Raw genomic sequence first — 24,198 nt, forward strand, 5'->3', positions numbered from 1 at the left:
CACCCGGACAGAATGACGCCCACGCGCCGTCCACCACAGCACCCGGACGGCGCGTCACATCACAACAGGGCAAACGTTGCCTGATCCGGCACTAGAAGAGTGCTCAACCCCGGCGAACCGTGGGCCGAGCGAGTGATTGCAGATCTGACCGGGGCCGAACCCGCGTGGCACGCGTTGGCCGCCCACGCACTGACCGCCACTGGCTCCCGCCCCGCCGGCAAGTGGCAACGTCTTGGACGCGCACTGTTGGCGAACGTGGGACCTGATCGTGCCCGCGAGGCGATGACTTCCTGGCTCGCCCCGGCGGCCGAGCCCCATACCACGCCGGTGAACTCCCACTTCCACACCGGTACCGCCGAACTTGAGCTCGGCCCGTTCAACACGTGTGCGCTGCAGGGCCTTGCGGCGCTACTGGCGCTCACTCCGGCTCATCCGCAGTCCGCGGCTGCCTTGGGTGAACTGATGGAAGCGGCCCTGTTACCCTTCCCCGGCATCGGTTGGCGATCACCCAAGACGGCCAGCGCCGCCGTGCACGCCATGACCCAACTCGGCGACGAGGATGCCTACGCCGAGCTCAGCCGTCTGGCCGGCACGGTGAAGTACCGACCGACCCTCAGGGCCATCACCGCGGCCCTCGCCCGCCGGAACTCCCCATAGGCCGTTGCCGTAGCGATCAAGGATCTTGTGGATCGGACGCGATTCCCGATTGGGTGATCGCGGACAGCGGGGCGCGTGACTCCTCCCCGCCATAAATGACGGGGCTTCCGGCCGGGCGTGAGAATCCGCCACTGGGATCGAATTGCCTTCAGGTGGGCTCTGAGCAGATCAGCGAGGTGGTTGACGGTGTTCGTGGACAGCGGCAGACGGCACTGGTAGATAGGCGGGCAGGTGTCCTCGGCGCGTTCTTTGGTATTCGGCACGTAATTCCAACGGCCGCCGGGGGCACACCGGTTACGCCCGCGTAGCACCGTCTTGTGCGTTGGCGTTCCTGGTCACAGGCGGGTGGTGAACCGGCCGTCGGGCAGTTTCCGCAGCCAGCCGCGATCGACGAGTCTGACCAGCTTCCCGCGCAGCGGTTCCAGCTTGGCCCGGACACTGACGTCGATGCCCAGGGCGTCGCCGACCTGCCGGGCCTTGACTGGTCCGGCGGCTTGCCGCACTGCCGCGAGGATGCACTGGTAGTCCCGTGGGAGCATGGTCTCCTCCACGTCCGGCGCGCGGTGCGGAATCAGCATCACTGCCTGTCCGCCCACCTGCCCGGGTGATGGCGCAGTTGATGCGCGCTCGTCGGCGAGCTGCTCGCTCACCCGCTCAAGGACTCGTTCGGCGACGGCGAGTTCGTCCCGCTCCGCCCGCACCTCCGCCGGCTGTTTGGTCAGCTGCTCTTCGAGTTCGTCCGGTTCCGCGCGCCGCGCGGTGATCCGTTCCAGCAGCTCGGGATCCAGCATGCACAGGATCGTAGAGGGCCGTCCGTTCCCAGCGGGCAGGAACCGGAATGCGCTCGCGCTTCGGAGCTGGAGAAGGGTCCAAGCAGCTCGTCGTCAGTGCGCCCAGGACAGACGAACCGCCTCGATTTGAGAGTCGTTCAGCAACGCGTTGATGAGGGTTGGGGTCCCGGCGATCTTGGTGGCCCACAGATCGTAGTCGGTGCACAGGACCCACGAGCGGTCATTGGCCCAGAGGTTGGACGGACTGAAGTCGGCCTCGGACTGGTCGTAGAGGATCTCGGCGTCGCCGAGCCGACCCGCCCGCACGTGTAGGTTGTCGAAGTCGATGGCTCCGAGCATCATCGGGTTGTAGTAGGCCAGACAGCGGGTGTCCGGGCCCGCGGGACTGTACTGGGTGAGGATGGCGATCAGCTGGTTCCAGGTCTCACGGTCCAGGCTCCCCTCGGTCGGCGGGACCATTCCCAGTGGCCAGCTGCCCTCTTTCTTGGCCGAGGGAAAGCAACGGTGGGAGGGCATCAGCCCGTCGGCCACGACCTGGTCACCGGTCCGCCGGGCAAGCTCGGCCCAGCGCAGCCGTCGCCAACCGGGCCCCGGGTGCTCGGCGCGGCCCAGCCCTCCTCCCGTGGCGACGCTCACGGCGTCGAGGTCGATGCCCGCGAACACGTGCGGCTGGACACTCCCGTCCGCCAGCCGCGCCTGGTGGTACTCGTGGTGCGATACATCGGCCGGCCCTTGCTCGTGCTCGTACATGGCGTTGAGAACCCACACCGCGTCGGGCATCGCCGGAGGCATGAACCCGGTGATGCCGTCGCCGCACAGCTCCAGCAGCCAATCGGTGGCCCCAGATGGCACGAGCGGCCACAGGCTTGACATCAGGTTCGACTCCTCGGACATCCGCTCATGGTCCCAGGCGCGAACCGCCCTCCCACGAAGGGGCCGGCATTACGCCGCCCGAGCACGTTTCCGTGTACCTGGCCAGGATGGCGAGGCGTACCCAAAGAACCATCGAGCCGACCGCTGACGAACGATCTACGCCTCAGACTGCTGCCCGCGAACAGCGTGAGCATCCCGAGAAGCGGTCACACCACCCCTTTGACCTGTGACTACAAGTTGGCGGGCGGCTCAGTGCACGACACTCCCTGGTGCGCACACAGGGGGTGCGCGCCGGTCGCCAGGAGTGCACCGCATCCGGTGCGTGCTCCCTGACATGATCGGTGGCATGAAGGTACTTGTGATCGGGGCGACAGGAACGATCGGTAGCGCTGTCGTCAGTGCGTTAGAGGTTTCTCATCAGGTGGTGAAGGGTTCTCGCGGAGGACCGACGAGGGTGGATATGGAGGATCCGTCTTCTTTGGACGCACTCTTCGATGAGGTGCCGGATCTCGACGCTGTGGTGTGCTGTGCCGCGAGCGGCCCGCTGGTTGACCTGGAGTCAGCGGCGGACGAGGAGATTGTGGCTGGTATGCAGGGCAAGCTGCTGGGCCAGGTCGCGCTGGCCCGGAGAGCTGTGCGCCGTCTGCGTGACGGGGGCTCCATCACGCTGACCGGGGGGACCTTCTCCACTCCGCTGGCCGGCGGCTCGCTGGGAGCCCTTGTCAACACCGGCCTGGAAGGCTTCGTCCGTAATGCGGCCGGTGAGCTGCCGCGAGGGCTTCGCATCAATCTCATCAGCCCTGGCTGGGTCAGGGAAACCCTGGAGAGCATGGGTGCAGACGGGATCGACGGCACGCCTGTTTCCGAGGTGGCCCGGGCGTATGTGAAGGCGGTGGAAGGCACTGCGCAAGGCCAGACCATACGTCCGTAACGGTCAGGCGGGACACGCTGTGCTTGCGCTCGAGCTCGCATCGACATGCCGCCGCGGTGGTCACGCCGGATAGCCGCGTACAGCTCGACCTTCGAAATCTGCGGCATGACCAGCACCTTTCATGCACAACGACCTACCGGATCGCGACCCGCCACGAGCTGAAGCACACAGGGGGATCCCATTTCGCCCTTCCCCTGCACGATGCCCTCTGCCAAGCCGCCCTTCGGCGGTGCCCGATGATGCTGACGCTTCGTCGTCGGCCTCGCGCTCGGCGGAGCCGCGGTCTACGCGGCCTGCCGAGACCAGAAGCAGCGGGGGCGGCCACAGTGGCCGGTCTCACCGGGTGACCGTCTTCTTCCTCCTCATGGACGGGGACCCGATGGGCAGGGACCCGTCCGCCGCCATGCCGCAGACGGTGGCTCCGTCGGCGCCCGCGTCGACACTCATGCCGACGACGGCGCCGCCCTCGCAGTCGGGACCGCCCGCTTCGTAGGAGATCCCGCGCACCGGGCAGGGTGTGACCAATGGCCATGTTGGTCACGCCCTCGCTGCGGACGACGAACGTCGACCCGCCGCCGACCGTCACGGTGGGCGGCGGACACTTAAGCCCTCACGGACCGGCCTGACCAGCCCGCCACCCCTGGACATCCTTCCGGGAGGTCCGAAGCAGCACCGCGAGAGTAGTACGGGCGGCGTTCGGGAACCGGTTGTCTCGGGTTCGGCGGGCAAGGCTCCGGCTCTCCAGGAAAGCGATCGCTTCGGGGATGGACGCCGAGCCGGCCTGGATGCGGTGAGGCTGCCCCGCGTCCGCCATAGCGTTCACTCTCTTCCATTGCAATGATCGGAACGGATGTCGTTGCGTTGCTCTTTAGGTGATTGCAACAGTTTCTCTGCCCCTAGCTGCGAAGATGTTGATTCTGTGCAACAGGACTGTTGTAAGAATCTTGAAAGCAACGTAGCGTTTCCGATGTCAGAAACAACGAACGAGCGACTACGGGAGAGCACGATGCAGAAGTTCGACACCTCCGCCCCGATCTCCGTCATCCTGGACATCCCCGCCGGACGTATCAAGTTCATCGCGGCAGACCGCACCGACACCACCGTCGAGGTCCTGCCCGCCAACCCCTCCAAGAACCCGGACACCAAGACCGCTGAGCAGACCACCGTCGCCTACGCCGACGGCGTCCTGCGGATCACGGCCCCCGACAGCCAGCTCCTCGGCCCCTCCGGATCCCTGGAGGTCACCGTCCAGCTGCCCGCAGGCTCCCGCATCGAGGCCAAGACCGCCAGCGCCGAGCTCCGCGGCATCGGCCGCCTCGGCGACATCGCGTTCGAAGGTGCGTACCGCCAGATCAAGATCGACGAGGCCGCGAGCGTCCGCCTCACTGCGATCGACGGCGACGTCGAGGTCGGCCGGCTGGGCGGCCCGGCGGAGATCAGCACCGCAAGGGGCGACATCCGGATCACCGAGGCCGTGCGCGGCACGGTCGTGCTCCGCACCCAGTCCGGCGACATCTCGGTCGCAGCCGCCGCCGGCGTCTCGGCCGCTCTGGACGCCGGCACCGAGTACGGCCGCGTCAGCAACGCCCTCAAGAACGATGGCACTACCGAACTCGACATCCGCGCCACCACCTCCCGCGGCGACATCACCGCCCGCAGCCTCTAACAAGACGCCTCACACGACTAGGGGGAACACATGACGAAGAACAGCACTTCCTCGACCGATTCGACGTGGACCGGCATGGTACCGGTAGACGACACGGCCCTGGCCGTCACCGACACCGGCGGTCCCGGTACCCCTGTGGTCTACCTCAACGGCCAGTTCGCCACTCAGGGGTACTGGCGGCGGGTCATCTCCGAACTGGGGACGGGGTGGCGGCACATCACCTACGACGAGCGGGCCCGCGGCAAGAAATCGAAGCGCTCCGCGGACTATTCCTTCGAGGCCGCCGTCCGGGACGTCGATGCTGTTCTCGCGGCCAGGGGTGTGGACCGGGCGCTGGTGGTGGGCTGGTCCTACGGGGCGTTCGTCGCGGCGCACTGGGCCAGCCGGAACCCGGACCGCACCCTGGGCGCGGTCATGGTCGAGGGTGCGCAGCCGCACGACTGGCTCAACGAGGCGATGGAACAGCGGATCCGGAAGACGTTTCGGCGGATGAGCTGGGTCCTGCCGCTGCTGCGCCCGACCGGCCTGACCCCGCGGATGAATGCCGAACAGATGGCGAACAGCAACATCGAACTCGGCAAGCTCGCCCGCGAGCGCGAGCTCGGCCCCGTGCTGGACAACATCACCGTCCCGGCACGGTACGTGGTCGCTTCGGGGGCGTCCCTCGGAAGCAAGGGCGACGAGCAGGAGCGGATCCGCGCCAGCCTCGATGGGGTGGTCGCCCGCAACGCGAACATCAAGATCAGCGCGAAGGTCGCCAGCAATCACGATGCGATCCTCAAGAAGGACTCCCCGGCCGTCGCCGAGGCCGTACGCGAGGTCGCCGCCCTCGACCGCGAGGACCGCTGAAGAACAACCAGCGGACTGACGACAACTACACGTCCTCGCCACCCTTCGAGGTGGTTGGATCGCCGCGGGACTGGTGATCCGGGGGCGCGGGGTGACTCGGCCGAATCCGTGGGAAGTCGATGACGAGTTATGGGCGGTAGTGGAGCCGCTGCTGCGCAAGGTTGTGCGCCGAATACGGCAACCCGGGCGCAAGCGGCATCCGGACCGGCTGGTGTTCCAGGGCGTCCTGTTCGTGCTCACCGGGATCTCCTGGGAACACCTGCCGCAGGAAGTCGGCTTCGGCTCGGCGATGACCTGCCGGCACCGTCCGGCGGAGTGGACCGAGGCCGGTGTATGGCCCCGACGTCACAAGGTCCTCCTCGCCGAGCTCCGCAGTACGAGCGCCCTGGACTTCCGGGGTAGAACGGGCAGCAAGCATCACCTGATCACCGATGCCACCGGCATCCCACTCGCCGCAACCCTGACTGGCGGCAACCGCAACGACGTCACTCAGCCGATCCCGCTTCTCCAGGCCGCGCCGTCCGTCCGCGGCAAGCGTGGCCGGCCGCGCTTTCCGCGGACGCGTGCACGGTGAGTGATATCCGCTGAGAGACCAGCACCACCGAAGATGGGTCTCAGGTGCAGATGACGGGGCAACCACGCCGGATCGAGTGCGGGGCAGCGCGCAGGAACAGTGCGACGTAGAAGGCTGTGTCCAGGTCCGTGACCCGCAGCCCTATTCGAGTAGTGGCCAGTTCCTTCGCGAAGTGGTTGCGGCGGAAGCAGCCGATCATCCCCTTGACGCCTCCCTTCTCGTGGGCACCGTCGACACCGGGCCGGCAGCAGAACCTTTCGATGCCGATCTTCCGTGGGTTCAGGAAATCTGAAGGGTCCGAACCGCGAACTCAGGGACCCTACGGCGACTCCGCCTCGCGAGCGAGGCCGGTTGCCGTGTCGCTAGCCTGTGCGAGTGACGCCTACCGATGATCGACAGTTCCCCGCCGCGCTCGCTGCTGCGATGGCCGTACCGTTTGACTACGCGGGCGGCGACGGGGTCGACTTCGAGCCTTTCGAGGCATTCCTGTCCGCTGAGGAGACCACCCACTGGTTCCGGGCATGGACCGGAAACGGCGAACTGGACGGCGACGGCTTCCGCGTCTTCGGCCAGGACGGCTCGGGCGGGTATGCAGCGTTCTGGCTGATCCACCCGAGCCAGCCCCTGGCCGATCAACCCGTTGTCTTCCTCGGGTCCGAGGGGGAAACGAGTGTCGTGGCGCGCGATCTGGGCGACTTTCTATGGCTGCTGGCCGACGGCTTCGGGCCCTGGGAGGCAGCCACCTCCCATGAGCCTGACTGGGTCCCGCGCCCCAACCGTGATCTGACAGCCATCGCTGAACAGTTCGCACCGGGCCAGCGTCGGTCAGCCGCCGCCGTGATCGAGCTGGCCACCCAGGAGTTCCCCGGATTCGACGACACCGTCATGGAGCTCTGCCGCTGAATCTGCGCCGGAAAGCTTTCCAGGACCCGGCCGAGATCCACTCCAGCAGGACACCACCTTCCGCCGCAGCTGCCAACGGGGGTGCTGAGGCTGCTCATCACGGGGTGTTCGGTGACCGCTCTGCTTCAGACGATCGGGACCGCACCGCGCTGCGCACGGTGCTGGACTGCCCTGCCACGGCAGCCGCACTCCGGCAGGGACCTGCCGCCAGAGGCCGGGACGGCCCCGGCCTGGCTCGCGTCCCTGTGCCCCGGGCACTCCGAGGCCCTGTCCGGATGGCCGTCACCGTCACCGAGGCCCACGACTGCGGGACCGTCCTGGACTTCCCGGCCGGCCGAGCAGCTGCTCCAGTCACACGCCGAGCTATGGCTGACAGCAGTTGTCACCATCGACTATGACCCCTCTGACGCCCCACGCGCTGAACTCCGTTCCCTGGCTCCCTGGCCGGGGAACGGAGTTCAGCAACGGGTCGGTGCCCGGCTCGGTTACGCTCGATGGGCGGCTTGACACCTGCCGCGCAATTTTCGGATCGAAAGCAGCTCATCTCCGTGGCGACCGGACCTGATGTCATCGAGACTGACGACGATGAGATTTCCACCTCGGCACCGGCTGTCATGGACCCGGCCCGGCTCGGGGAGCTGGCTGCCTGTGCTGTCGTTTTCCTGCCCGCTGACCCGCCCCGGCTCGGCCGGGTGGCCTTCTGGCGTACCGACGGCCAGGCTCCGCCCGCGGTGACCGGCCGGCTGACCGTGGTGAGGCCGCATGGTGTTTCTGTGCGGCGCCGTGATGTCGACGCCACGATCGTGCCGGTCTCCCAGGCCCTGCCCGCACTTGGCCGGATGCGCGTTGTGCCGGGCGCGGACCGGGCCGCCGCGTTCTGGGGCGCGGCGAGTGTGCTTGCTCTGCAACTCCTCGCCCGGGGCAGACTCCTGCCCGGTGTCAGCCCCGGTGGTTTCGACGCCTGGCGGATCGGGCCGTACGACCAGCAGGACATGGCGCGGGTACGGGAGCTGGCTGCTGCGATGCCGCCGGAGGCCCGGGCGGTGCCGCTGGCAGGGCCGGCGCCGGTTCGCCTGCCCGAGGCCGAGCAACTACTGCGCGCGTTTCTCGACGCGGTGGCCGATGCGCTGCCCCGTACGCCCGCCGCTCAGGCGGCCGCCGGCGCGGCGGCCTGGACCGCTCAGGCGCCGCAGCCGGTTCCCCACCAGCGCAGCTGGACGGCGGAGGTCGCCGCCGGGCTGGATGAGGGGGTACGAGTCTCCCTGCGGCTGGAACTGCCCTGCCTGCCCGCCCGCGACCGGGACGACATCGACGGTCTCGACGCCTGGGAGGACGAAGACGGGGGCAGCCCTTTCCGGGCTGTCGTCCAGCTGCACAGCCTCGGTGACACCACAGTTGTTGCCGACGCCGCGGACATCTGGTCGGGCCGGTCGGCCGCCGGCGGCGTTTTCGGTCCGCGTACGAAGACCGACACCTTGCTGACGCTTCGCCGGGCCGCGAGGTCCTGGCCGCCGCTGGGCCGGTTGCTCACCGCCGTCTCTCCCGCCGAGCTGGAGCTCTCGGACACCGAGGTGTCCGAGCTGCTCGGGGAAGCCGCCGCCCCTCTGGCCGCCGCGGGAATCCAGTTGCACTGGCCGAAGGAGCTGGTCCGCGAACTCCTCGCCCGTGCGGTGGTCGAGCCGGCCGAGAAGGCCGGATCAGACCAGCCGTCCGTGCTTGGTGCCGACACGCTGCTCACCTTCCGCTGGCAGCTCACCGTCGGGGGCCGTGAGCTGGACGACGCCGAGCTTGACCGGTTGGCCCAGGCCCAGCGGCCCGTGGTGCGGCTGCGTGACCAGTGGGTGCTGATCGACCCGGAAGTGCTGGCCCGGGCCAGGGACCGCCAAGACCGCCAACTCACCCCTGCCCAGGCACTGGGCGCGGTCCTTGGCGGCAGCGTGGAAGCCGGCGGGGAGTGGGCGCAGGTCACGGCCGGCGGCTGGCTGGCCGAACTGAAAGAACGGCTCGCGGACCCCGAGGCCGCGGCCCGCCGGGCACCGCTGGCGCAGCCCCCCGCGCTGAGGGCGACCCTGCGGGACTACCAGCTGCGCGGTCTGGCCTGGCTGCACCAGATGACCGAGCTTGGACTCGGCGGCTGCCTCGCCGACGACATGGGCCTGGGCAAGACCATCACTTTGATCGCCCTGCACCTGCACCGGCAGAACATCCCGGCCCTCGCGGGACCGACCCTGGTGGTCTGCCCGACCTCGCTGCTCGGCAACTGGAGCCGGGAGATCGAGCGGTTCGCTCCAGGCACGTCCGTGCGCCGCTTTCACGGCCCGGCCCGCAGCCTGGAAGATCTGGCGCCGGACGAGTTCGTCCTGACCACCTACGCGACGATGCGCCTGCACACCACACAACTGACCGCGGCGGGCGCCTGGGGCCTGGTGGTCGCGGATGAGGCCCAGCACGTGAAGAACCCCTTCTCCGCCACCGCCAAGGCACTGCGCACCATCCCCGCTCAGGCCAGGGTCGCTCTGACCGGCACACCGGTGGAGAACAACCTCTCCGAACTGTGGGCACTGCTGGACTGGACCACCCCGGGCCTGCTCGGCCCGCTCAAGGCTTTCCGCGACCGCTACACCCGTGACGTGGAGCGCGGTGAGGATCCGCAGGCGGCCGTACGGCTCGCCGCAGTGGTCCGGCCGTTCCTGCTGCGCCGTAAGAAGTCCGACCCGGGGATCGCTCCGGAGCTCCCGCCGAAGACCGAGACGGACCGGGCGGTCGCTCTGACGAAGGAACAGATCGCGCTGTACGAGGCGGTGGTCCGCGAGACTCTCGCCGAGATCCGTCACAGGGACGGCTTCGCCCGGCGTGGCCTGGTGGTCAAGCTGCTGACCGCTCTGAAGCAGATCTGCAACCACCCTGCGCAGTACCTGAAAGAACAGGGCGGCACGATCGCGGGCCGGTCCGGGAAGCTCGAACTGCTCGACGAACTGCTCGGCACCATCCTGTCCGAGGACGGCGCGGTGCTGGTTTTCACCCAGTACACCGCGATGGCCCGGCTGATCGAGGAGCACCTGACAGCACGCTCGGTGCCCGTCCAGTTCCTGCACGGCGGTACTTCGGTCAGCCGGCGCGAGGAGATGGTGCGGCGCTTCCAGGACGGGCAGGTTCCCGTCTTCCTGCTCTCCCTCAAGGCGGCCGGGACCGGCCTGAACCTGACCCGGGCCGGGCATGTGATCCACTTCGACCGCTGGTGGAACCCTGCAGTGGAGGACCAGGCCACCGACCGGGCCTACCGGATCGGGCAGACCCAGCCGGTACAGGTGCACCGCATGATCGCGGAGGGCACGGTGGAGGACCGCATCGCCGAGATGCTCAAGCGGAAGAAGGATCTCGCGGAATCCGTACTCAGCGGCGGCGAAGCCGCGTTCACCGAGCTGACCGACGCCGAACTCGCCGATCTCGTCCAGCTCCAGACGAGCTCCCGATGAGCCGCCCGAGGAACACCGACGACGGCCGTACCCGGACCTTCCCACCGCTGCCTGCGGCCCGGGGGCGGCGGTCCTTCGCCGAATCCTGGTGGGGCAACGCGTGGGTGGAAGCTCTGGAAGGCAAGCAGCGCCTGGCGACGGGGCGTCTCGCGAGGGGCCGGACCTACGCGCGCGGCGGCAACGTCGGTGAGATCACCGTCATCCCGGGCCGGGCGGCCGCCCTCGTCCAAGGCAGCCGCCCTGCGCCGTACCGGACGTCGATGGACATCCCCCAGCTCAGCCCCCGTGACTGGGAACTGCTGCTGGATACCGCCGCCGGCCAGGCCGGGCATATCGCGGCCCTGCTCGAGCGGGACATGCCCACCACCCTGGCTGACGACGCCGCCCGGGCCGGCGTCCGCCTGCTGCCCCGGCAAGGCGAACTGACCCCCAACTGCTCCTGCCCCGACTGGGGCTACCCCTGCAAACACGCCGCCGCCGTCTTCTACCAGGTGGCCCGCCTCCTCGACCACGACCCGTTTGTCCTGCTCCTGCTGCGCGGGCGCGGCGAGCGCGAACTGATGGACGAGCTCCAGCGACGCAACGCCGTCCAGGCAGCGGCCAAGGAAACCGCGCCGCAGGCCCTCGCCCCGGCCGGACCACCCGGTGTGCCCGCCCGCGACGTATTCGCCACCGCCCGCGCAGGGATAGCACCCCTCCCTGCCCCGCCACCCGAGGCTGACCGCCCAGGGCAGGTGGCATCGTTGGCGACCGCGGGCGAGAACACACCCGAACTGGACCCGTCGGCCCTGGAGTTCCTGGCGGCCGACACAGCCACCCGCGCGGCACGACTGCTCCGCCAGGCCACGCTGTCCCACGACATCCCGCACCAGCCCACCGGCCCGGCCAACCTCACCACGGCCGAGGACCTTGTACGCCTCGCCGCGGCCGCACCCCCATCGGAAGTCTTCGCCCGGCTCTGCAGACACGCAGGCCTCACCCCACAGGCGCTCACACGAACGGTACGGGCCTGGCGGCAGGGCGGTGCCGCAGCCCTGCCGGTCCTGGACGACGCGTGGGACCCGGACCCATCGCAACTCAACCTGGCCCGCGAGGCGATCAAGCAAGCGTGGGAGGGCGAACCGCCCCCAGGACTGCGAACCGCGCGCAACCGGCTGACGGTGATCGGACACGACGCCCAGCTACGGCTGGGCACCGACGGACGCTGGTACCCGTACCGTAAGGAAAAGGGCGGCTGGTGGCCGACCGGCCCCGCAGACCGGGATGTGACAGCAGTACTGGCCGGGCTGCTCGCCAGCCCGGACATCACGCCCACTCCACGCCCAGCTCCGCGAGCGCGACGCGCTGCTCCACGGTGAACGGTTGCTCTCGCCGTGGCGGTATGCCGGCCGGGGGCCGGCGGCGGGATGTGGGCAGGTCAGCCGGTGCAACCGGCCACGGGAGACGGGCTGCCCACGCAGTTGGTAGGACGGTTTCCCGTGATGGGGGAGTGTTTGTTCACCACGACGTCCCCGGTCCCGTTGAACACGCCTCCGGGGGCGTTGCCTGCTTTGTTCTTGATGACGGAGCTGAGGTTGAGGACGAGGTAGGTGCCAGGGTCGACGTTGTAGATACCGCCGGCCATGAGACCGGCGGTGTTCTTCGTGATGGTGCTCCAGTTGAAGGTGGCTGTTCCGAGCTGTGCGTTGGTGACGCCCCCTCCGTGGTCGCTGGCGGTGTTGTCGGCGATCGTGCTGTCGTCGACGGTCATCTGGAAGTTATTCCAAAGGCCGCCGCCGTCGCCTGCCGTGACCCTGTTGCCGGTGATGGAGCTGCGGGTGATGGTGATCATGTTGTCGTTGAACACGCCTCCGCCAAAAAATCTGTTGGCCGTGTTGCCCTCAATCGAGGTGGAAATGACGGAGGTGGCGCCTTCGCTGGATATCCCCCCACCGGATCCTGCGGCATTGTTGTTGGCAACCCTGGATCGAATGAGCCTTAGGGTTCCCAGGTTTTCAATGCCGCCGCCGTTGTTACTGGCGGTGTTCCCTTTAACGAGGACAGATGTCGCGTGGAGTGTCCCCCCGTTTTGGACGAGGAGGCCCCCACCGTCGCCGGCCACGTTACCGTTCTCGATTTTGAGATCGCTGAGCGTCGCCCTTCCGCCGGCTGCGACATCGAGAAGGCGGAAGAGGTTCGCGGTAGTACCGCGCCGGAGAGTGGCGCCGTTTCCGTCGATGGTGACAGGCGCCGTGACGGGAGGTGTCGCGTCATCACCCGAGAAGGGTGCTGTGAAGTCGTAGATGCAGCCCTTGGCGAGACTGAGTTCGCCAAAACCTTGGGCGTTGGCTCGGGTGATGGCGGCGATAAGAGCACTCGTCTTGCACCGCACATGCTCAGGGGTGTGGGCGATCGCGGGGACAGCGGTGAAGGCGGTAGCGGCCGTAGCAATCGCGGCGGCGCCGGCAAGGGCTCGGAGTGCGGGCACGGCGGCATTCCTACTTCCGGATCGGCGGGCGCCAGGCTTACGACCTGCATGGGCGCGCAGCACAAATATGCGACAGTGTCGATAATGTGCCTTACCTATTCCGGCACATGGAGCCACGCTGGCTACTCACTCGTTCGGTCGGCGAGGATAACCCGAAGAGACCTGCCACCCGTCGCCCGGTTGCAGTGGCCGACGGGCGCCCCCTTGGCGGCGGTGCTCGGCGACTGCACAACCCCATTGTCGATCCCCAACCCCATGATGGGCCGTCACACCGACGGCACCAGCGTGGGACGTGCCGACCTCCGCTTGCTTCCAGGCCCGAAGACACGGCCAACTGCTGACACCGCTTCGCTGATCGCACCCGCGTCACGCACGCGACCGTCCACGAATTGCTGGCAGCCGGGCTCAGCCGGAGGGCCATCGACCGCCAACTCCGCATGACAACCGGGCCTTGAAGGCCGACGTCACGCCAGGCCCCGCATTAACCCAGCATCAAGTACGGAGCGGGGCTCCTCCCAGCCTCATTCGCGCGTACGCGTGCGCGCGTGGAGCGGTCCAGAAAGCCCAGTGGTGTGCGTGGGCGGCCGCATCGACTTCGGCGCAGCGCAGTCCCGCGGTGCGACCACCTCGTCCCGGGCCCGGCGCCTCGCCAACTTCACGCCCTGTCCGACGCCGTGGAGGCCACCGCACGGACGGCGACGGCCGCGATGTCGTCGTCGAGATGGTCTTGGCTGTAGCGGACCAGGTCGCTGTGCAACTGCTTGAGCAGCCGGGACGGGGAGTCCGTGTCCCACTGTCCCGCGTGCTGCACCAGCGGGAAGAACGCGCCCGTGCGATCGCGGGTCTCGGTGACGCCGTCGGTGTAGAACAGCAGCTGATCCTCGGCGGTCAAGGAGACGGTGTCGATGCGGTAGCCCTCCCCGAGCAACGCGCCCATGTTGATGGGCGGCGAGGAAACTGTGGGGGTGACCTCGCGGACCGCTCCCGCGTGGAAAAGCAACGGAGGGGGGTGTCCGCAGTTAACGATTCTGACGGCCCATCCGTCGTCGGGAATCTCGGCGAGCACGGCCGTGGCGAAGGACTCCGTGTGGTCGCCGGGCAGCAACGCGGTGTAGCGGCCCATGCTGACGTCCAGTCGGCGTGCCAGCCGTGCCAGGTCCGGCTCCTCGTACGCGAATTCCCGGAATGAGCTGACGATCGCTGAGGCCATGCCGACCGCGGAGAGACCCTTGCCGCGCACGTCTCCGATGACCAGGCGGACGCCGCGGGCTGTCTCCAGTGCTTCGTAGAAGTCGCCGCCGACGCGGGCCCGGGCCGCGGCGGCCAGGTACAGGGCCTCGATGTCCAACCGACCGAGGCGGTGCGGCATGGGGCGCAGCAGGACTTTCTGGGTCGTCTCGGCTACGGAGCTGACCTCGGCGAGGGCCTGCTCCCGCTTCTGGCGCACATGGCTGGCACAGGCGGCCGCGGCGGTGGCGCCCACGATGATCATGAGGGTGAACAGGTGCGTGTGAGACCTCGCGTCCACATGGCCGAAACTCACGGCGACCGCTATGTCGATGACCACGGCGAGCACGCCGATGGCCACCGTTCCGGCCACTGGCCACAACGACGCGGCGAAAGCGGGAGCGAGTGAGAGAAAGCGGCTGAAGTAGAGATGGCTCGGAGTTGCGAAGGACAGTACGGTGATGACGGCGATCAGCGCCACAGGCGCCAGGAGCGTCAGCTCCTCCTGGAGACTGCCCGCACGACGCCGGAATCGACCGAAATTGTTCACGTAAGCAGCTTATGCGGGCGATTCGGGCGAATCGGTCAGGCGCAACGCCCACACCACGAACCCGCCGCCGCCCCGCCGCCCCGGCTCGGGGCGCGCTCGCGTATCGCGAACGCCGTCATGCGTCCGGCCCGCGCGCGGAACCAGCACGACGGCGTCCGGTTGCGCGGCCGCGAGCGCCTGGTCGACGAAGTCCCGCACGAGCACCGAAGTCTCGACCACCGTGACGGTCACTGACTGCGACACGGATGGATAACAACCCAAACCGATCGGCCGGAACGCGGCGCTTCAGACGGGCTTCATCCACGCGGATGACCTACACCACACCACACCACCCCACCCCAGGCCACGGGCCACGCCCTACGGGCGGCGGGTCAGCAAGTGTGTATCGAGGAAGCCGCGCTCGGACGCTGGGTCGTGGAGCAACCGAGCCACCGTGACGAGCCCGGCCCCTGCCAGCAACTCGGCAAACTGCTCCGCCGGCCAGCTATAGGCGGGCGTCACCTTGTGATCGAAGCGGACCGGCTCCGGCCCCTCGGTCGCGAAGAAGGACACCAGGAGCAAGCCCCCTGGGGCCAGGACACGCACCTGCTCAGCGAGCAGCGCGGGCAATTCCCCAGGTGGGGTATGGATCATCGAGTAGTGGGCCAGCACTCCACCGAGCGCGCCGTCCTCGACCGGCAGGTCCTCCATTCGCGCTTCGCTGAACCGCAGCGCCGGATGGGCCCGCCGGGCGTGGTCGACCATGGCCGGGGAGAGGTCGAGCCCGAAGGCGTCAAGCCCCAAGTCGTGCAGCATGGCCGTCAGATGGCCGGGTCCGCACCCGACGTCGGCTGCCCGCAGGTTCCCCGTATCACGCACGAGCTCGGCGAAGGTGCCGATCATGTTCCGCGCGAATGGCTGCGTCTCCAACCGATCAGCGAACATCGACGCATACAGCTCGACGACCCCGTCGTAGGCCGCCCTGGTCTCGTCCTGGTGTTCCAACACGGGAAGGAAACTAACATCCGCGCCGTTCGCCGCCGTTCTCCGGCCCATACCGGCCCTTCCCCTCGGGACTGATCGTCCCGTCGCCTGATCACGGGACACCCCCGGTAGTTCGGAGAAGTCGTGTGAGGCACATGCTGACGGCCAGTCATGGGTGCCATGAAGTTCCGTGCTGCATGCAGGACCGCAATGCCTTCGCCTCCAGCCCGTAGCGGCTCGAGATGAGGCAGATCAGCGGCGAGGTCGTCTCTCCCTGGAGAGGAGCGATACGCAGCCGGCCGGAGTGACGGGGCATCCCACGACGGTCTCGTGTTCGCCGTCCCGGGCGGGCGTTTTCGCAGCGGATGCCCAGCGGATCAAGGAAACCTGATTCGGGGAAGGCTGAGGAGCGTGGCGGCAAAGATCCAGGCCGTACGGCGCATCCGTGTTCGGTGGCCTTGCGTGGTAGCCATACCTTCTGCGGCGGGAATCTGTGCAACCGGGCAGCCCCACCCCACCCCGTGCGGCCGGCGTCCTGGGCCCGGCAGGGCGATCTCGGTGACGAGGGCGCGACCGACCCCGTGACGGCGGTGGGCGTCCGCGACGGCCATCGTCAGGATCCACGCCTGCTCCCCGGGACGGTCCGGCCGCCCCTCGTCGCGGCCGAAGTCGCAGTCGAGTTGGAACTCGGCGACCCCGACGACGGATCCGTGGATGGCTTCGTTCACTTCAAGGGACAGCATTTGGTAGTGAGTTTGGGCAGCAGAACGGTGCAAGTGGCAACCGGAATGTTCACGAAATTTAGCGGTGTTTTGTGGGATCAGTCGACGACCCGAGGTCGCCGGGCAACAGGGAAAACAGAACCAGGTCGACTCGAGCTCCGCGCACGAAGCCAGCGTTTCGCAGGGTGCCTTCGCGGTGGAAGCCAGCCTTGAGTGCAACTGCCCGGGACACGGTGTTTTCGGCGGCAGCTCGCAGTTCCATCCGTTGGAAGTGCTGGTTGGTCAGGAGCCAGTGCGCCAGCGTGCGGGTTGCGTCGGTGATGGCGAATTGGATGCCGTCGCCGCTGTCCCGCATCGCGCGTGCACTGGTTGTGCACCAGGCTGTGGCATCGTCCAGCGTGTAAGGCTGGGGCAGCGGAAGCCATCGTTGAGTGAGGGAGTCCGAGCAGCTTGCGCGTGTGTCCGGGATGTCACTGGTGTCGAACGCGCGGAGGACCAGTCGTCTGCTGTGCACAACCGTCTCGGGGAACATGTCCGGCTCCGTTCGCAACCGACCGATTGGTCCGAGAGACGGTAACAAGAGCCGCCGTCCGAAGATCGGCGTGGTCAGACGCGGACAGTCTGCCAGTCAGCTGGCGGCGACTATGGTCAGCTCCCGCCGGGCCCCCGGGTGCCACCGCGAGTGTGCCCGCACCTTCGTGCCGTCCGCCCGCTCGTACTTTTCTACCTGCACCACGACGTGCTTCCCCTGCTCTGGGCAACGCGCCGCAGCGGGGCTGCGGACCATGAAAGCAGCCGCCACTGACAACGGGTGGGCATTGATCACGTTCGGGATCACCGGGGCGGTTCGGCCGCAGCGAGGGCCTCCTGGTCGTTCGGTGGTGATGTCGCTCTCCACGCCGCACCCGGGAGGCCCTCATTCGTTCAAGATCCCAAAGCTGTGGAGTCCGTCACGAACCTTGTGGACAGAACACTTAGAGGGCGGTTCGTGAGCTGATGTCTGTTTCGAAGCCAGGTCGAGAAGCCATGTCATCTGATAGTGCGGGGCCGAGCCTCTGCCCGCGGGTAGGTGCGGAGGCGGAAACGCGAATGTGCCGCACAAACTCGCGTGAGCCTGTGGGGCTGGTCTGTAAGACTGCTCCGGTATGAGCACTTCGAACGCCCTGCCGGTTCTACGAAACTCTGATCTGCTGAACGCTCACCAGGCGGTCCAGCGCCTGCTGGGCCTTGCCATTCCCATGGATAAGTTCCAGGTCAGCGCAGAGGCACAGGCACTGACACTGGCAGAGGCGCAGGACATGGTCGCCGCCTTCCCGAAGGCTACGGTCAGCCCTGATGACCCGTACCGGCCCGAGGCGAACGATGAGATCCGGTGCATGATCGCAGCGGGGGACCCGTGGGTGGCGGCACTGCTCCCGGTCACACTCCACCTTGAGAGCCAGCCAGTGGGGTCGATCGAGGAGACATTCTTCGACGTGATCGGCTCCGGACCGGGTTCGATCTGCTGGGACTTCTTCAGCTGGCCGGCCGTTCCGGAACTCGGCCTGGAGATCCGCAACAAGGACGCCTACGTGCAGATCGCCATCAACAGCGAGGACGTGTACCAGGACACGCCCGCCCCGGATCACACGGTCTTCATTCACTTCCGGGAGGGTGACGTGGCGCGTGCCGAATGGCTGGCCCGACAGGTTGGGCTGCAGCAATCGGCCCGGTGGAGTGCGGCCGGTAGCTGTCAGTGGCGTTCTGGCCTCGGGGGTCGTGGAGCTTCGGTCAGTTACTGCTTCCTGGTGAAGCTGCCAGTGCCGGCCTCAGTGAGGACGTCGAGCCTGACGAGGCGTTTCAACTTGGCGCGGGTGCCCTCGATGTTCTTGGGCAGCAGTTCATGGTCGAGGGCCTGGCAGACGTCGCGGGCCCGGAGCGGGCCCGTGGTGTGGTTGAACACGGCGAGGATGCGGGGGTAGTCCGGGTGCTCGGGCAGGTTGGGCGAGTCGGCCTGGGCGGGGATCCGGTCGGCGAGGGCAGTGACGCTCCCCCGGGTGATCGCGAGGTGTTCGAGGTGGATCTCGGCCTCCCGCAGCCGGTCTTGCAGAGTGTCGATCTGGGCGCGGAGGTCGTCGGCCAGGGCCCGGGCAGCGTCCTCCTGGATGCCGAGCGCGTCGAGCAGGGGCTGGATGTTCACACGGCCACCGTCTGTGGGTCGCGCCAAGTGAGGGTGTTCGCGCCGGTGAGCCGGCGGGCCATGACCTGGGTCATCGCCCAGTAGACGCGGGAGGCGGACGAGGCCCGGCGGTGCTCGTAGTCACGGACCAGACGCCGGTGCAGTATCAGGATCCCGTAGGTCTGCTCGACCCTCCACCGTTTCGGCTGCGGGACGAACCCCGCCTCCTGTGGATTGCGTTCGACGATCTCCACGTCGATCCCGAGCAAAGAGCCGTGGGCGACCACGGCGTTCTTGAAGCCCTGGTCGACCAGCGCCTTGCGCACCGTGGTCGCGTGCTCGGCGATCTGGTCGAGCAGGGCGATGCCCACGGCGTTGTCGTGCGTGCTCGCGGCGAGGACGGTGACGGCGATGATCAGGCCCAGTGCGTCCACGGCAAGGCCCCGCTCGCGGCCTGGCACCCGTTTCGCCGGATCCCGGCCGGTCGTGGAGGAGGGGACCCCGGCAGCCACGTGGACACTCTGGGTGTCCAGCACCACCAGGATCGGGTCCTCTAATCGGCGGGCCTTCTCGCGGACCTGACAGCGCAGGAGTTCATGAATGACCTGGTCAGTCCCATCGTCCCGCCAGAGGGCGAAGTAGTAGTACGTCGCGCTCTTCGGCGGCAGGTCGTGCGGGAGGTAGGCCCACTGGCAGCCGGTCCGGCCCTGGTAGAGGATCGCGTTCACGATCTCCCGGATTGCGTAAGCGCCCTGGTGGCCGCTGACCGAGCGGTGCCGATCCTTCCACGCCGTGATCACCGGCTCGATCAACGACCACTGCTCATCCGATAAGTCGCTTGGGTACGAACTGCGTTAACTCACACGGCCACCCCAACAGACCACCAGCTGCGGACCAGCGGGATTCCGCCCGCACCCACACCATCGGGCGATGACAGAATCACTCAAAGACCCCGAACTGCCCTCTCAGGCTCGGGGAACTGCCGCATCCGCCCGGATCACGTGGTTTATCGCCGCCGCGACATCGTGGCTGACATGACTGGGCTGGCAGGACATCTCTGGCGGCCAGGGACGGCCGCCCGAGACCCATACACTTCGCACCCCAAGGCCCACCGCGCCCCCGATGTCGGCCGACGGCGAGTCCCCAACCATCCAAGCCCCCTGCAAGGAAGCACCCACAGCCTCTGCCGCAGCCTCAAAGATCTCGCGCTCGGGCTTCCTGTGGCCCACTTCCTCGGAGATCACCCAACCGTGGACCAGCGCGTCAAGTCCGCAGTTCCGCAACTTGGCCTTCTGCTGCGCAGTGGGGCCGTTGGTGACCACCACGCAGGTCCATCCATCGGTCATGGCCCGACAAAGGGCCTCTTGCGTGCTCTCCTGCAAGACCATGTGATCAGCGCCGCCACGCTGCAGCATTGCTGCCAGATCGCTCCTTGGTACACGTGCCCCGTAGCGATCCGCCATGGCCTCGGCCAGCACCCGCCGAGGGCTGTGCCCGCTGCGATCGATGGACATCAGCCAGTCCAGGTCTGAGGCAGGCAACGCGTACTCGGCCAGGAACGCCGCCACGGCCTCCCGAAAGGCCGCGTCACGATCGACCAACGTGTTGTCGAGGTCCAACATCAACAGTGGCATGCACCGTAGTAGATCAGCCGCGCGCATGTTCGTCTCAGTTTCGGAAAGGTCGCCCGAGCAAGTTGAGCGCCCCGGATCCGGTATCGCCCAGACTGCACAACCTTGCCCGCGTGGCTTTGTCCATGAGCTTGTCCGCTTTGACGGACATTCGAGATCAGGGGCTCAGCCCCGGGAGGATGTCCATCATGGAGAGCATGGGGAAGAAGAAACCTCGCCGCCCTCGCCGTTCGTTCACGCCGGAGTTCAAGGCCGAGATCGTCGGTCTGTGCCGACGGGGTGACCGCTCGGTCGGGCAGGTCGCCAGAGACTTCGAACTGACCGAGACCGCGGTGCGGGACTGGGTCAAGCAGGCTGAGGTCGACGCGGGCGAGCGAAGCGGGCTGACCAGCAGTGAGCGCGAGGAACTGGCCGCGTTGCGGCGGGAGAACCGCCGGCTGCGCGAGGATGTCGACGTCCTCAAGCGGGCCACAGCTTTCTTCGCGAAGGAGACCCGGTGACGGTGCACCCGTTCATCGAGGCGGAGAAGCGGGCAGGTCACAGCGTCAAACGGGCGTGTGAGCTGATGAAGGTCTCCCGGACCGCCTTCTATGCCCGTCGCTCCGGCGTGCCCGGACCCCGTGCGGTGCGGGATGCCGAGCTGACCGAGCAGATTCTCGAGGCCCATGCGAAGTCGCGCGGAACCTACGGGGCCCCGCGCGTGCATGCCGTGCTCAAGCGCGAGGGTGCCGGGTGTGGACGGCGTCGTGTCGCACGACTGATGCGGGCTGCTGGACTACAGGGCCGACACCGCAGGCGACGGCATGTGACCACGGTCTCCGATCCCGGGGCTGCTTTCCGTCCTGACCTCATCGTCCGGGACTTCCGGCCCGACCGCACCGGGCTCGATGCCCGCTGGTGCGGGGACATCACGTATGTCCCGACCGAGGAGGGCTGGCTCTATCTGGCCACGGTCATCGACATCGCCTCCCGGCGCGTAGTCGGGTGGGCAACCGCCGATCACCTGCGAACCGAGCTGGTGGCCGACGCACTGACAGTCGCCTGCCGACAGCGTCGCCCCACCCATCCCGTGATCTTCCATTCGGATCGCGGATGCCAGTACACCAGTCAGCAATTCGCTTCCCTGGCAGCCGAGTTCGAGGTCCAGCTTTCGGTCGGCCGCACCGGTCAGTGCTGGGACAACGCGCTCGCCGAGTCGTTCTTCTCGACCATCAAACGCGAACTGCTCGGCACTTCCGCCTGGCCCAGCCGGGCCGCCGCCCGCACCGCGATCTTCGATTTCATCGAGGGCTGGTACAACTTGCACCGACTGCACAGCAGCCTCGACTACCTCAGCCCCGCCGAATACGAGACCACACTCGCAGCCTGACCACCACACCAATGGTGTCCGTCAAAGCGGAACAAGCTCACCACGAGAGATTGGGTTCTGGCTCAACTTCTGTGGAGTATTCATGCTCCGTGACTATTGATCTTCATCATGGCTCTCGCTCGGTCGTCCTGAAATGCCCCATGGCTGCCGTGCCCGAGAGTTCGGGGCCGTAAACGAAGTGCTGCTGCGGCTGGAAGAGCTCCTGTTCTTGTCGGACCCTGAAGTCGCGGTGATGTCAGCGGAGGACGACGGGGAGGCGATCTGGATTGGCATCACGCGCAAGTCTGCTGGTGCTGAGTGTCCGGGCTGTGGAAGGTGGTCGAACCGGCTTCATGGGTCCTACCTACGGTTTCCTGCTGACCTGCCCAGCGCGGGAAGGCGTGTGGTGTTGCGCCTGCAAGTCCGCCGATTCATCTGCGCGGACACCTCCTGCGGACGGCAGACCTTCGTTGAGCAGATTGCGGGACTGACTCGCCGTCACGCTCAGCGGACTGACCGGCTGCGTTCGGCTTTGGCTGAGGTGGGCCTCGCTCTGGCCGGCCGTGCTGGAGCTCGCCTTGCAGACGTCTTCGGCATCTCCGCCAGCCGCAGCACGGTGCTTCGGTTGGTCGATGCGATTCCTGACCCTCAGCCGTCGTCACCGAGGGTGGTGGGTATCGACGAGTACGCGATGCGCAAAGGCCGTATCTACGGGACTGTGCTGGTCGACGTCGAAACCCGCAGGCCCGTGGACCTACTTCCCGACCGCGAGGCAGGCACCGTCGCCGCCTGGCTTGCTGAGTCTCCCGGGATTGAGGTGGTCTGCCGCGACCGTGCCCCCTTCTTCGCCGAAGGCGCCAGCACCGGGGCACCTACTGCGGTGCAGGTCGCAGACCGTTTCCATCTCTGGCGCAACCTTGGTGAGGCCGCCGAGCGATGCGTCTCGCGCCATCGGGTCTGTCTGCGAGCCCCATTTGCGGTGCCCGGCTCCGAGAGCGTCACACCGTCGGCTTCAGAGGCTGGCGTGTCGCCCTGGCCGACGGGGCATCGGTTCGCCGACCGGACACGCGAGAAGCACGCCATTGTTCACGGAATGCTGGGCGAAGGGCACAGTCGTCGGGCTGTCGCCCGTGAACTTCGAATGACCTACCGCACCGTTCAGCGGCTGGCCGATGCAGCAGTACCGGAAGACCTCTTCCAGGGGCAGTGGCAGAACCGCAGGACGAAGCTCGAAGACTTCAAGCCGTACCTGCACGAGCGGTGGGCCGAGGGCTGCACAAACGCCTGGACCCTCTGGAAGGAGATCCAGGGCCACGGCTACGCCGGTGGATACGGGGCCGTACGTGCTTACCTTCGGCCCTTTCGGGACGCAGTCCGGAGGGCCGGCCGCCATCGCCCAGGACTGTTGCCGGGTGGATCCTGACCCACCCGGACGCCCTTGCGGAGAAGGAACGGCTGAAGCTCAAGTCCGTTCTGGCCCGCTGCCCCGAGCTGGACGCCCTTGCCGGGCACGTCCGTTCCCTTCGGGCAGATGCTCACCCAGCTCCAGGGAGAACGGCTCCCCGAGTGGATCGCGGCGGTCCGGGCCGACGACCTGCCCAGCATGCACACCTTCATCAGCGGCCTCGAACGCGACCTCGCGGCCGTCACCGCCGGCCTGACCCTGCCCTGGAGCTCAGGCGTCGTGGAAGGCCACGTCAACCGCATCAAAATGATCAAGCGGCAGATGTACGGACGCGCTGGCTTCAAGCTCCTGCGCAAGCGGGTGCTGCTTGCCTCCTGACCTCGCTGTCGGTGGCCAGTGCGACGATCGCCGGACAGCCGTGCGAGGAGAGACATGGGCACCTGGGACATCGGCCCCTTCGACAACGACACCGCCGCCGACTTCGGGGGTGACCTGGACGACGCAGCATCGGAGGAACGCGAATCCATGATCCGCGGCGCACTCAAACGCGCCGCCGACCCTGCGGACTACCTTGGCGCCTCCGACGGCGAGCGAGCAGTGGCCGCGGCCGCCCTCGTCGTCGCCCAGCATCCTGACGGAGAGCCAGCCTGTTCGAACTACGGTCCATCAGAGCCGCTACCGGATCTGCCCGCAGACCTTCGAACGCTCGCCGTCGACGCTCTGGACCAAGTGGTCTCCGAGCTGTCTGAACTCGCCAAGCTGTGGGCCGAAGCTGCGAACGGACCGAAGTGGAGCCAGGACATCGCCCGCCTTCGCGACGTCTTTGACCCTCCGATCCCGCCACAAGAGGAAGCCCTCTTCGACATCTGACCGGTCACCTACAGTCACGGCCCACAAAACTCGAGCCAGAACCCGAGATTGGGCAGCAGTTGTTCAGCGCTTCGGACAGCGCCCAGACGGGCTCCCGATTCGAACAGCAAGTAGCCGCAACGAGGGGCGAGGGGGCG

The 24,198-nt window shown here is 67.5% G+C and carries 24 protein-coding genes and 2 pseudogenes; 13 read left to right on the plus strand and 13 right to left on the minus strand.

The genetic code is table 11. From position 1 onward, the window contains the following. The first annotated feature begins 99 nt into the window (after window positions 1–99). Window positions 100–657, plus strand: coding sequence for a hypothetical protein (locus tag ACFVXE_RS35960; RefSeq protein ID WP_389677639.1), 558 nt, complete (start codon window positions 100–102; stop codon window positions 655–657). A gap of 335 nt (window positions 658–992) precedes the next feature. Here the strand turns inward: ACFVXE_RS35960 and ACFVXE_RS35965 are convergent, their stop codons facing one another. Continuing rightward, entirely contained in the window at window positions 993–1,448 is a 456-nt protein-coding gene (locus tag ACFVXE_RS35965; protein WP_389677641.1) for a hypothetical protein, read from the minus strand. Window positions 1,449–1,541: 93 nt separating this feature from the next. Continuing rightward, window positions 1,542–2,321, minus strand: a complete 780-nt coding sequence (locus tag ACFVXE_RS35970) for a hypothetical protein (RefSeq protein ID WP_389677642.1) — start codon at window positions 2,319–2,321, stop codon at window positions 1,542–1,544. A gap of 346 nt (window positions 2,322–2,667) precedes the next feature. Here ACFVXE_RS35970 and ACFVXE_RS35975 point away from each other — a divergent pair, with 346 nt between their 5' ends. Then, window positions 2,668–3,252, plus strand: a complete 585-nt coding sequence (locus ACFVXE_RS35975) for a short chain dehydrogenase (RefSeq protein WP_389677644.1) — start codon at window positions 2,668–2,670, stop codon at window positions 3,250–3,252. 336 nt (window positions 3,253–3,588) lie between these two features. Here the strand turns inward: ACFVXE_RS35975 and ACFVXE_RS35980 are convergent, their stop codons facing one another. Then, window positions 3,589–3,759: a hypothetical protein gene (locus ACFVXE_RS35980; protein ID WP_389677646.1), complete on the minus strand. Its 171-nt coding sequence runs from the start codon at window positions 3,757–3,759 to the stop codon at window positions 3,589–3,591. A 499-nt stretch (window positions 3,760–4,258) separates the two neighbouring features. Between ACFVXE_RS35980 and ACFVXE_RS35985 the strand changes: the two genes are divergently transcribed. The 3 genes and pseudogenes from ACFVXE_RS35985 to ACFVXE_RS35995 form a co-directional block, all read left to right on the plus strand. Further along, on the plus strand, window positions 4,259–4,918 hold the full coding sequence (locus ACFVXE_RS35985) for a DUF4097 family beta strand repeat-containing protein (RefSeq protein WP_389677679.1): 660 nt from the start codon (window positions 4,259–4,261) through the stop codon (window positions 4,916–4,918). Between the two features lie 30 nt (window positions 4,919–4,948). Continuing rightward, complete coding sequence (locus tag ACFVXE_RS35990) at window positions 4,949–5,767, plus strand: alpha/beta fold hydrolase (protein ID WP_389677648.1); 819 nt, start codon at window positions 4,949–4,951, stop codon at window positions 5,765–5,767. 91 nt (window positions 5,768–5,858) lie between these two features. Then, a pseudogene (locus ACFVXE_RS35995) lies at window positions 5,859–6,317 on the plus strand (transposase); the annotation flags it as partial. Window positions 6,318–6,381: 64 nt separating this feature from the next. Here the strand turns inward: ACFVXE_RS35995 and ACFVXE_RS36000 are convergent. After that, window positions 6,382–6,540 (minus strand): hypothetical protein, encoded by a 159-nt coding sequence (locus ACFVXE_RS36000; protein ID WP_389677650.1) that lies wholly within the window; start codon window positions 6,538–6,540, stop codon window positions 6,382–6,384. A gap of 224 nt (window positions 6,541–6,764) precedes the next feature. On the opposite strand from ACFVXE_RS36000, the gene ACFVXE_RS36005 reads away from it, so the two are divergent. From ACFVXE_RS36005 to ACFVXE_RS36015, 3 genes are all read left to right on the plus strand, one after another. After that, entirely contained in the window at window positions 6,765–7,244 is a 480-nt protein-coding gene (locus ACFVXE_RS36005; RefSeq protein WP_389677651.1) for an SMI1/KNR4 family protein, read from the plus strand. Between the two features lie 614 nt (window positions 7,245–7,858). After that, a complete protein-coding gene (locus ACFVXE_RS36010; protein ID WP_389677680.1) occupies window positions 7,859–10,720 on the plus strand; it encodes a DEAD/DEAH box helicase in 2,862 nt (953 codons plus the stop codon). Further along, the gene (locus ACFVXE_RS36015; RefSeq protein WP_389677652.1) at window positions 10,717–12,078 is read left to right on the plus strand and encodes an SWIM zinc finger family protein; all 1,362 of its coding nucleotides are present in this window, start codon (window positions 10,717–10,719) and stop codon (window positions 12,076–12,078) included. The genes ACFVXE_RS36010 and ACFVXE_RS36015 overlap by 4 nt, the downstream gene beginning before the upstream one ends. Before the next feature lie 59 nt (window positions 12,079–12,137). On the opposite strand, the gene ACFVXE_RS36020 is transcribed toward ACFVXE_RS36015, so the two are convergent. From ACFVXE_RS36020 to ACFVXE_RS36060, 9 genes and pseudogenes are all read right to left on the minus strand, one after another. Continuing rightward, window positions 12,138–13,187 carry a hypothetical protein gene (locus ACFVXE_RS36020; RefSeq protein WP_389677653.1) on the minus strand — a complete coding sequence of 350 codons (1,050 nt, stop codon included), beginning with the start codon at window positions 13,185–13,187 and terminating at the stop codon, window positions 12,138–12,140. A 655-nt stretch (window positions 13,188–13,842) separates the two neighbouring features. Next, a complete protein-coding gene (locus tag ACFVXE_RS36025) occupies window positions 13,843–14,964 on the minus strand; it encodes a PP2C family protein-serine/threonine phosphatase (RefSeq protein ID WP_389677655.1) in 1,122 nt (373 codons plus the stop codon). A gap of 9 nt (window positions 14,965–14,973) precedes the next feature. Beyond that, the gene (locus ACFVXE_RS36030; RefSeq protein ID WP_389677657.1) at window positions 14,974–15,207 is read right to left on the minus strand and encodes a hypothetical protein; all 234 of its coding nucleotides are present in this window, start codon (window positions 15,205–15,207) and stop codon (window positions 14,974–14,976) included. 114 nt (window positions 15,208–15,321) lie between these two features. Further along, the gene (locus ACFVXE_RS36035; protein WP_389677659.1) at window positions 15,322–15,951 is read right to left on the minus strand and encodes a class I SAM-dependent methyltransferase; all 630 of its coding nucleotides are present in this window, start codon (window positions 15,949–15,951) and stop codon (window positions 15,322–15,324) included. 353 nt (window positions 15,952–16,304) lie between these two features. Continuing rightward, complete coding sequence (locus ACFVXE_RS36040) at window positions 16,305–16,670, minus strand: GNAT family N-acetyltransferase (RefSeq protein ID WP_389677661.1); 366 nt, start codon at window positions 16,668–16,670, stop codon at window positions 16,305–16,307. Window positions 16,671–16,728: 58 nt separating this feature from the next. Then, window positions 16,729–17,181 carry a GNAT family N-acetyltransferase gene (locus ACFVXE_RS36045; RefSeq protein ID WP_389677663.1) on the minus strand — a complete coding sequence of 151 codons (453 nt, stop codon included), beginning with the start codon at window positions 17,179–17,181 and terminating at the stop codon, window positions 16,729–16,731. A gap of 1,242 nt (window positions 17,182–18,423) precedes the next feature. Further along, window positions 18,424–18,828 (minus strand): hypothetical protein, encoded by a 405-nt coding sequence (locus tag ACFVXE_RS36050; protein WP_389677665.1) that lies wholly within the window; start codon window positions 18,826–18,828, stop codon window positions 18,424–18,426. Continuing rightward, window positions 18,825–19,661: pseudogene (locus ACFVXE_RS36055) on the minus strand (IS5 family transposase); the annotation flags it as partial. The gene ACFVXE_RS36050 and the pseudogene ACFVXE_RS36055, both read right to left, overlap by 4 nt. Window positions 19,662–19,772: 111 nt before the next feature. Then, window positions 19,773–20,441: an HAD family hydrolase gene (locus tag ACFVXE_RS36060; RefSeq protein ID WP_389677667.1), complete on the minus strand. Its 669-nt coding sequence runs from the start codon at window positions 20,439–20,441 to the stop codon at window positions 19,773–19,775. A gap of 185 nt (window positions 20,442–20,626) precedes the next feature. On the opposite strand from ACFVXE_RS36060, the gene ACFVXE_RS36065 reads away from it, so the two are divergent. The 5 genes from ACFVXE_RS36065 (at window position 20,627) to ACFVXE_RS36085 (ending at window position 24,061) form a co-directional block, all read left to right on the plus strand. After that, window positions 20,627–20,938: a transposase gene (locus ACFVXE_RS36065; RefSeq protein WP_389677669.1), complete on the plus strand. Its 312-nt coding sequence runs from the start codon at window positions 20,627–20,629 to the stop codon at window positions 20,936–20,938. Then, on the plus strand, window positions 20,935–21,807 hold the full coding sequence (locus ACFVXE_RS36070) for an IS3 family transposase (RefSeq protein ID WP_389677671.1): 873 nt from the start codon (window positions 20,935–20,937) through the stop codon (window positions 21,805–21,807). Before ACFVXE_RS36065 ends, ACFVXE_RS36070 begins: the two co-directional genes overlap by 4 nt. Before the next feature lie 178 nt (window positions 21,808–21,985). Continuing rightward, complete coding sequence (locus ACFVXE_RS36075; protein ID WP_389677673.1) at window positions 21,986–23,209, plus strand: ISL3 family transposase; 1,224 nt, start codon at window positions 21,986–21,988, stop codon at window positions 23,207–23,209. Between the two features lie 108 nt (window positions 23,210–23,317). Beyond that, the gene (locus ACFVXE_RS36080; RefSeq protein ID WP_389677675.1) at window positions 23,318–23,569 is read left to right on the plus strand and encodes a transposase; all 252 of its coding nucleotides are present in this window, start codon (window positions 23,318–23,320) and stop codon (window positions 23,567–23,569) included. A gap of 54 nt (window positions 23,570–23,623) precedes the next feature. Beyond that, entirely contained in the window at window positions 23,624–24,061 is a 438-nt protein-coding gene (locus ACFVXE_RS36085) for a DUF4259 domain-containing protein (protein WP_389677677.1), read from the plus strand. Window positions 24,062–24,198 lie beyond the last annotated feature (137 nt).

Origin of the sequence: Streptomyces sp. NPDC058231 (genome assembly GCF_042882275.1) — a bacterium.
Classification (GTDB): Bacteria; Actinomycetota; Actinomycetes; order Streptomycetales; family Streptomycetaceae; genus Streptomyces.

What these genes read in the sequence shown, in the direction of transcription:
- ACFVXE_RS35965 (WP_389677641.1), bottom strand. Translation starts at nt 1,448, where the DNA reads ATGCTGGATCCCGAGCTGCTGGAACGGATCACCGCGCGGCGCGCGGAA.
- ACFVXE_RS35970 (WP_389677642.1), bottom strand. Translation starts at nt 2,321, where the DNA reads ATGTCAAGCCTGTGGCCGCTCGTGCCATCTGGGGCCACCGATTGGCTG.
- ACFVXE_RS35975 (WP_389677644.1), top strand. Translation starts at nt 2,668, where the DNA reads ATGAAGGTACTTGTGATCGGGGCGACAGGAACGATCGGTAGCGCTGTC.
- ACFVXE_RS35985 (WP_389677679.1), top strand. Translation starts at nt 4,259, where the DNA reads ATGCAGAAGTTCGACACCTCCGCCCCGATCTCCGTCATCCTGGACATC.
- ACFVXE_RS35990 (WP_389677648.1), top strand. Translation starts at nt 4,949, where the DNA reads ATGACGAAGAACAGCACTTCCTCGACCGATTCGACGTGGACCGGCATG.
- ACFVXE_RS36000 (WP_389677650.1), bottom strand. Translation starts at nt 6,540, where the DNA reads ATGATCGGCTGCTTCCGCCGCAACCACTTCGCGAAGGAACTGGCCACT.
- ACFVXE_RS36005 (WP_389677651.1), top strand. Translation starts at nt 6,765, where the DNA reads ATGGCCGTACCGTTTGACTACGCGGGCGGCGACGGGGTCGACTTCGAG.
- ACFVXE_RS36010 (WP_389677680.1), top strand. Translation starts at nt 7,859, where the DNA reads ATGGACCCGGCCCGGCTCGGGGAGCTGGCTGCCTGTGCTGTCGTTTTC.
- ACFVXE_RS36015 (WP_389677652.1), top strand. Translation starts at nt 10,717, where the DNA reads ATGAGCCGCCCGAGGAACACCGACGACGGCCGTACCCGGACCTTCCCA.
- ACFVXE_RS36040 (WP_389677661.1), bottom strand. Translation starts at nt 16,670, where the DNA reads ATGCTGTCCCTTGAAGTGAACGAAGCCATCCACGGATCCGTCGTCGGG.
- ACFVXE_RS36045 (WP_389677663.1), bottom strand. Translation starts at nt 17,181, where the DNA reads ATGTTCCCCGAGACGGTTGTGCACAGCAGACGACTGGTCCTCCGCGCG.
- ACFVXE_RS36060 (WP_389677667.1), bottom strand. Translation starts at nt 20,441, where the DNA reads ATGCCACTGTTGATGTTGGACCTCGACAACACGTTGGTCGATCGTGAC.
- ACFVXE_RS36065 (WP_389677669.1), top strand. Translation starts at nt 20,627, where the DNA reads ATGGAGAGCATGGGGAAGAAGAAACCTCGCCGCCCTCGCCGTTCGTTC.
- ACFVXE_RS36080 (WP_389677675.1), top strand. Translation starts at nt 23,318, where the DNA reads ATGCTCACCCAGCTCCAGGGAGAACGGCTCCCCGAGTGGATCGCGGCG.
- ACFVXE_RS36085 (WP_389677677.1), top strand. Translation starts at nt 23,624, where the DNA reads ATGGGCACCTGGGACATCGGCCCCTTCGACAACGACACCGCCGCCGAC.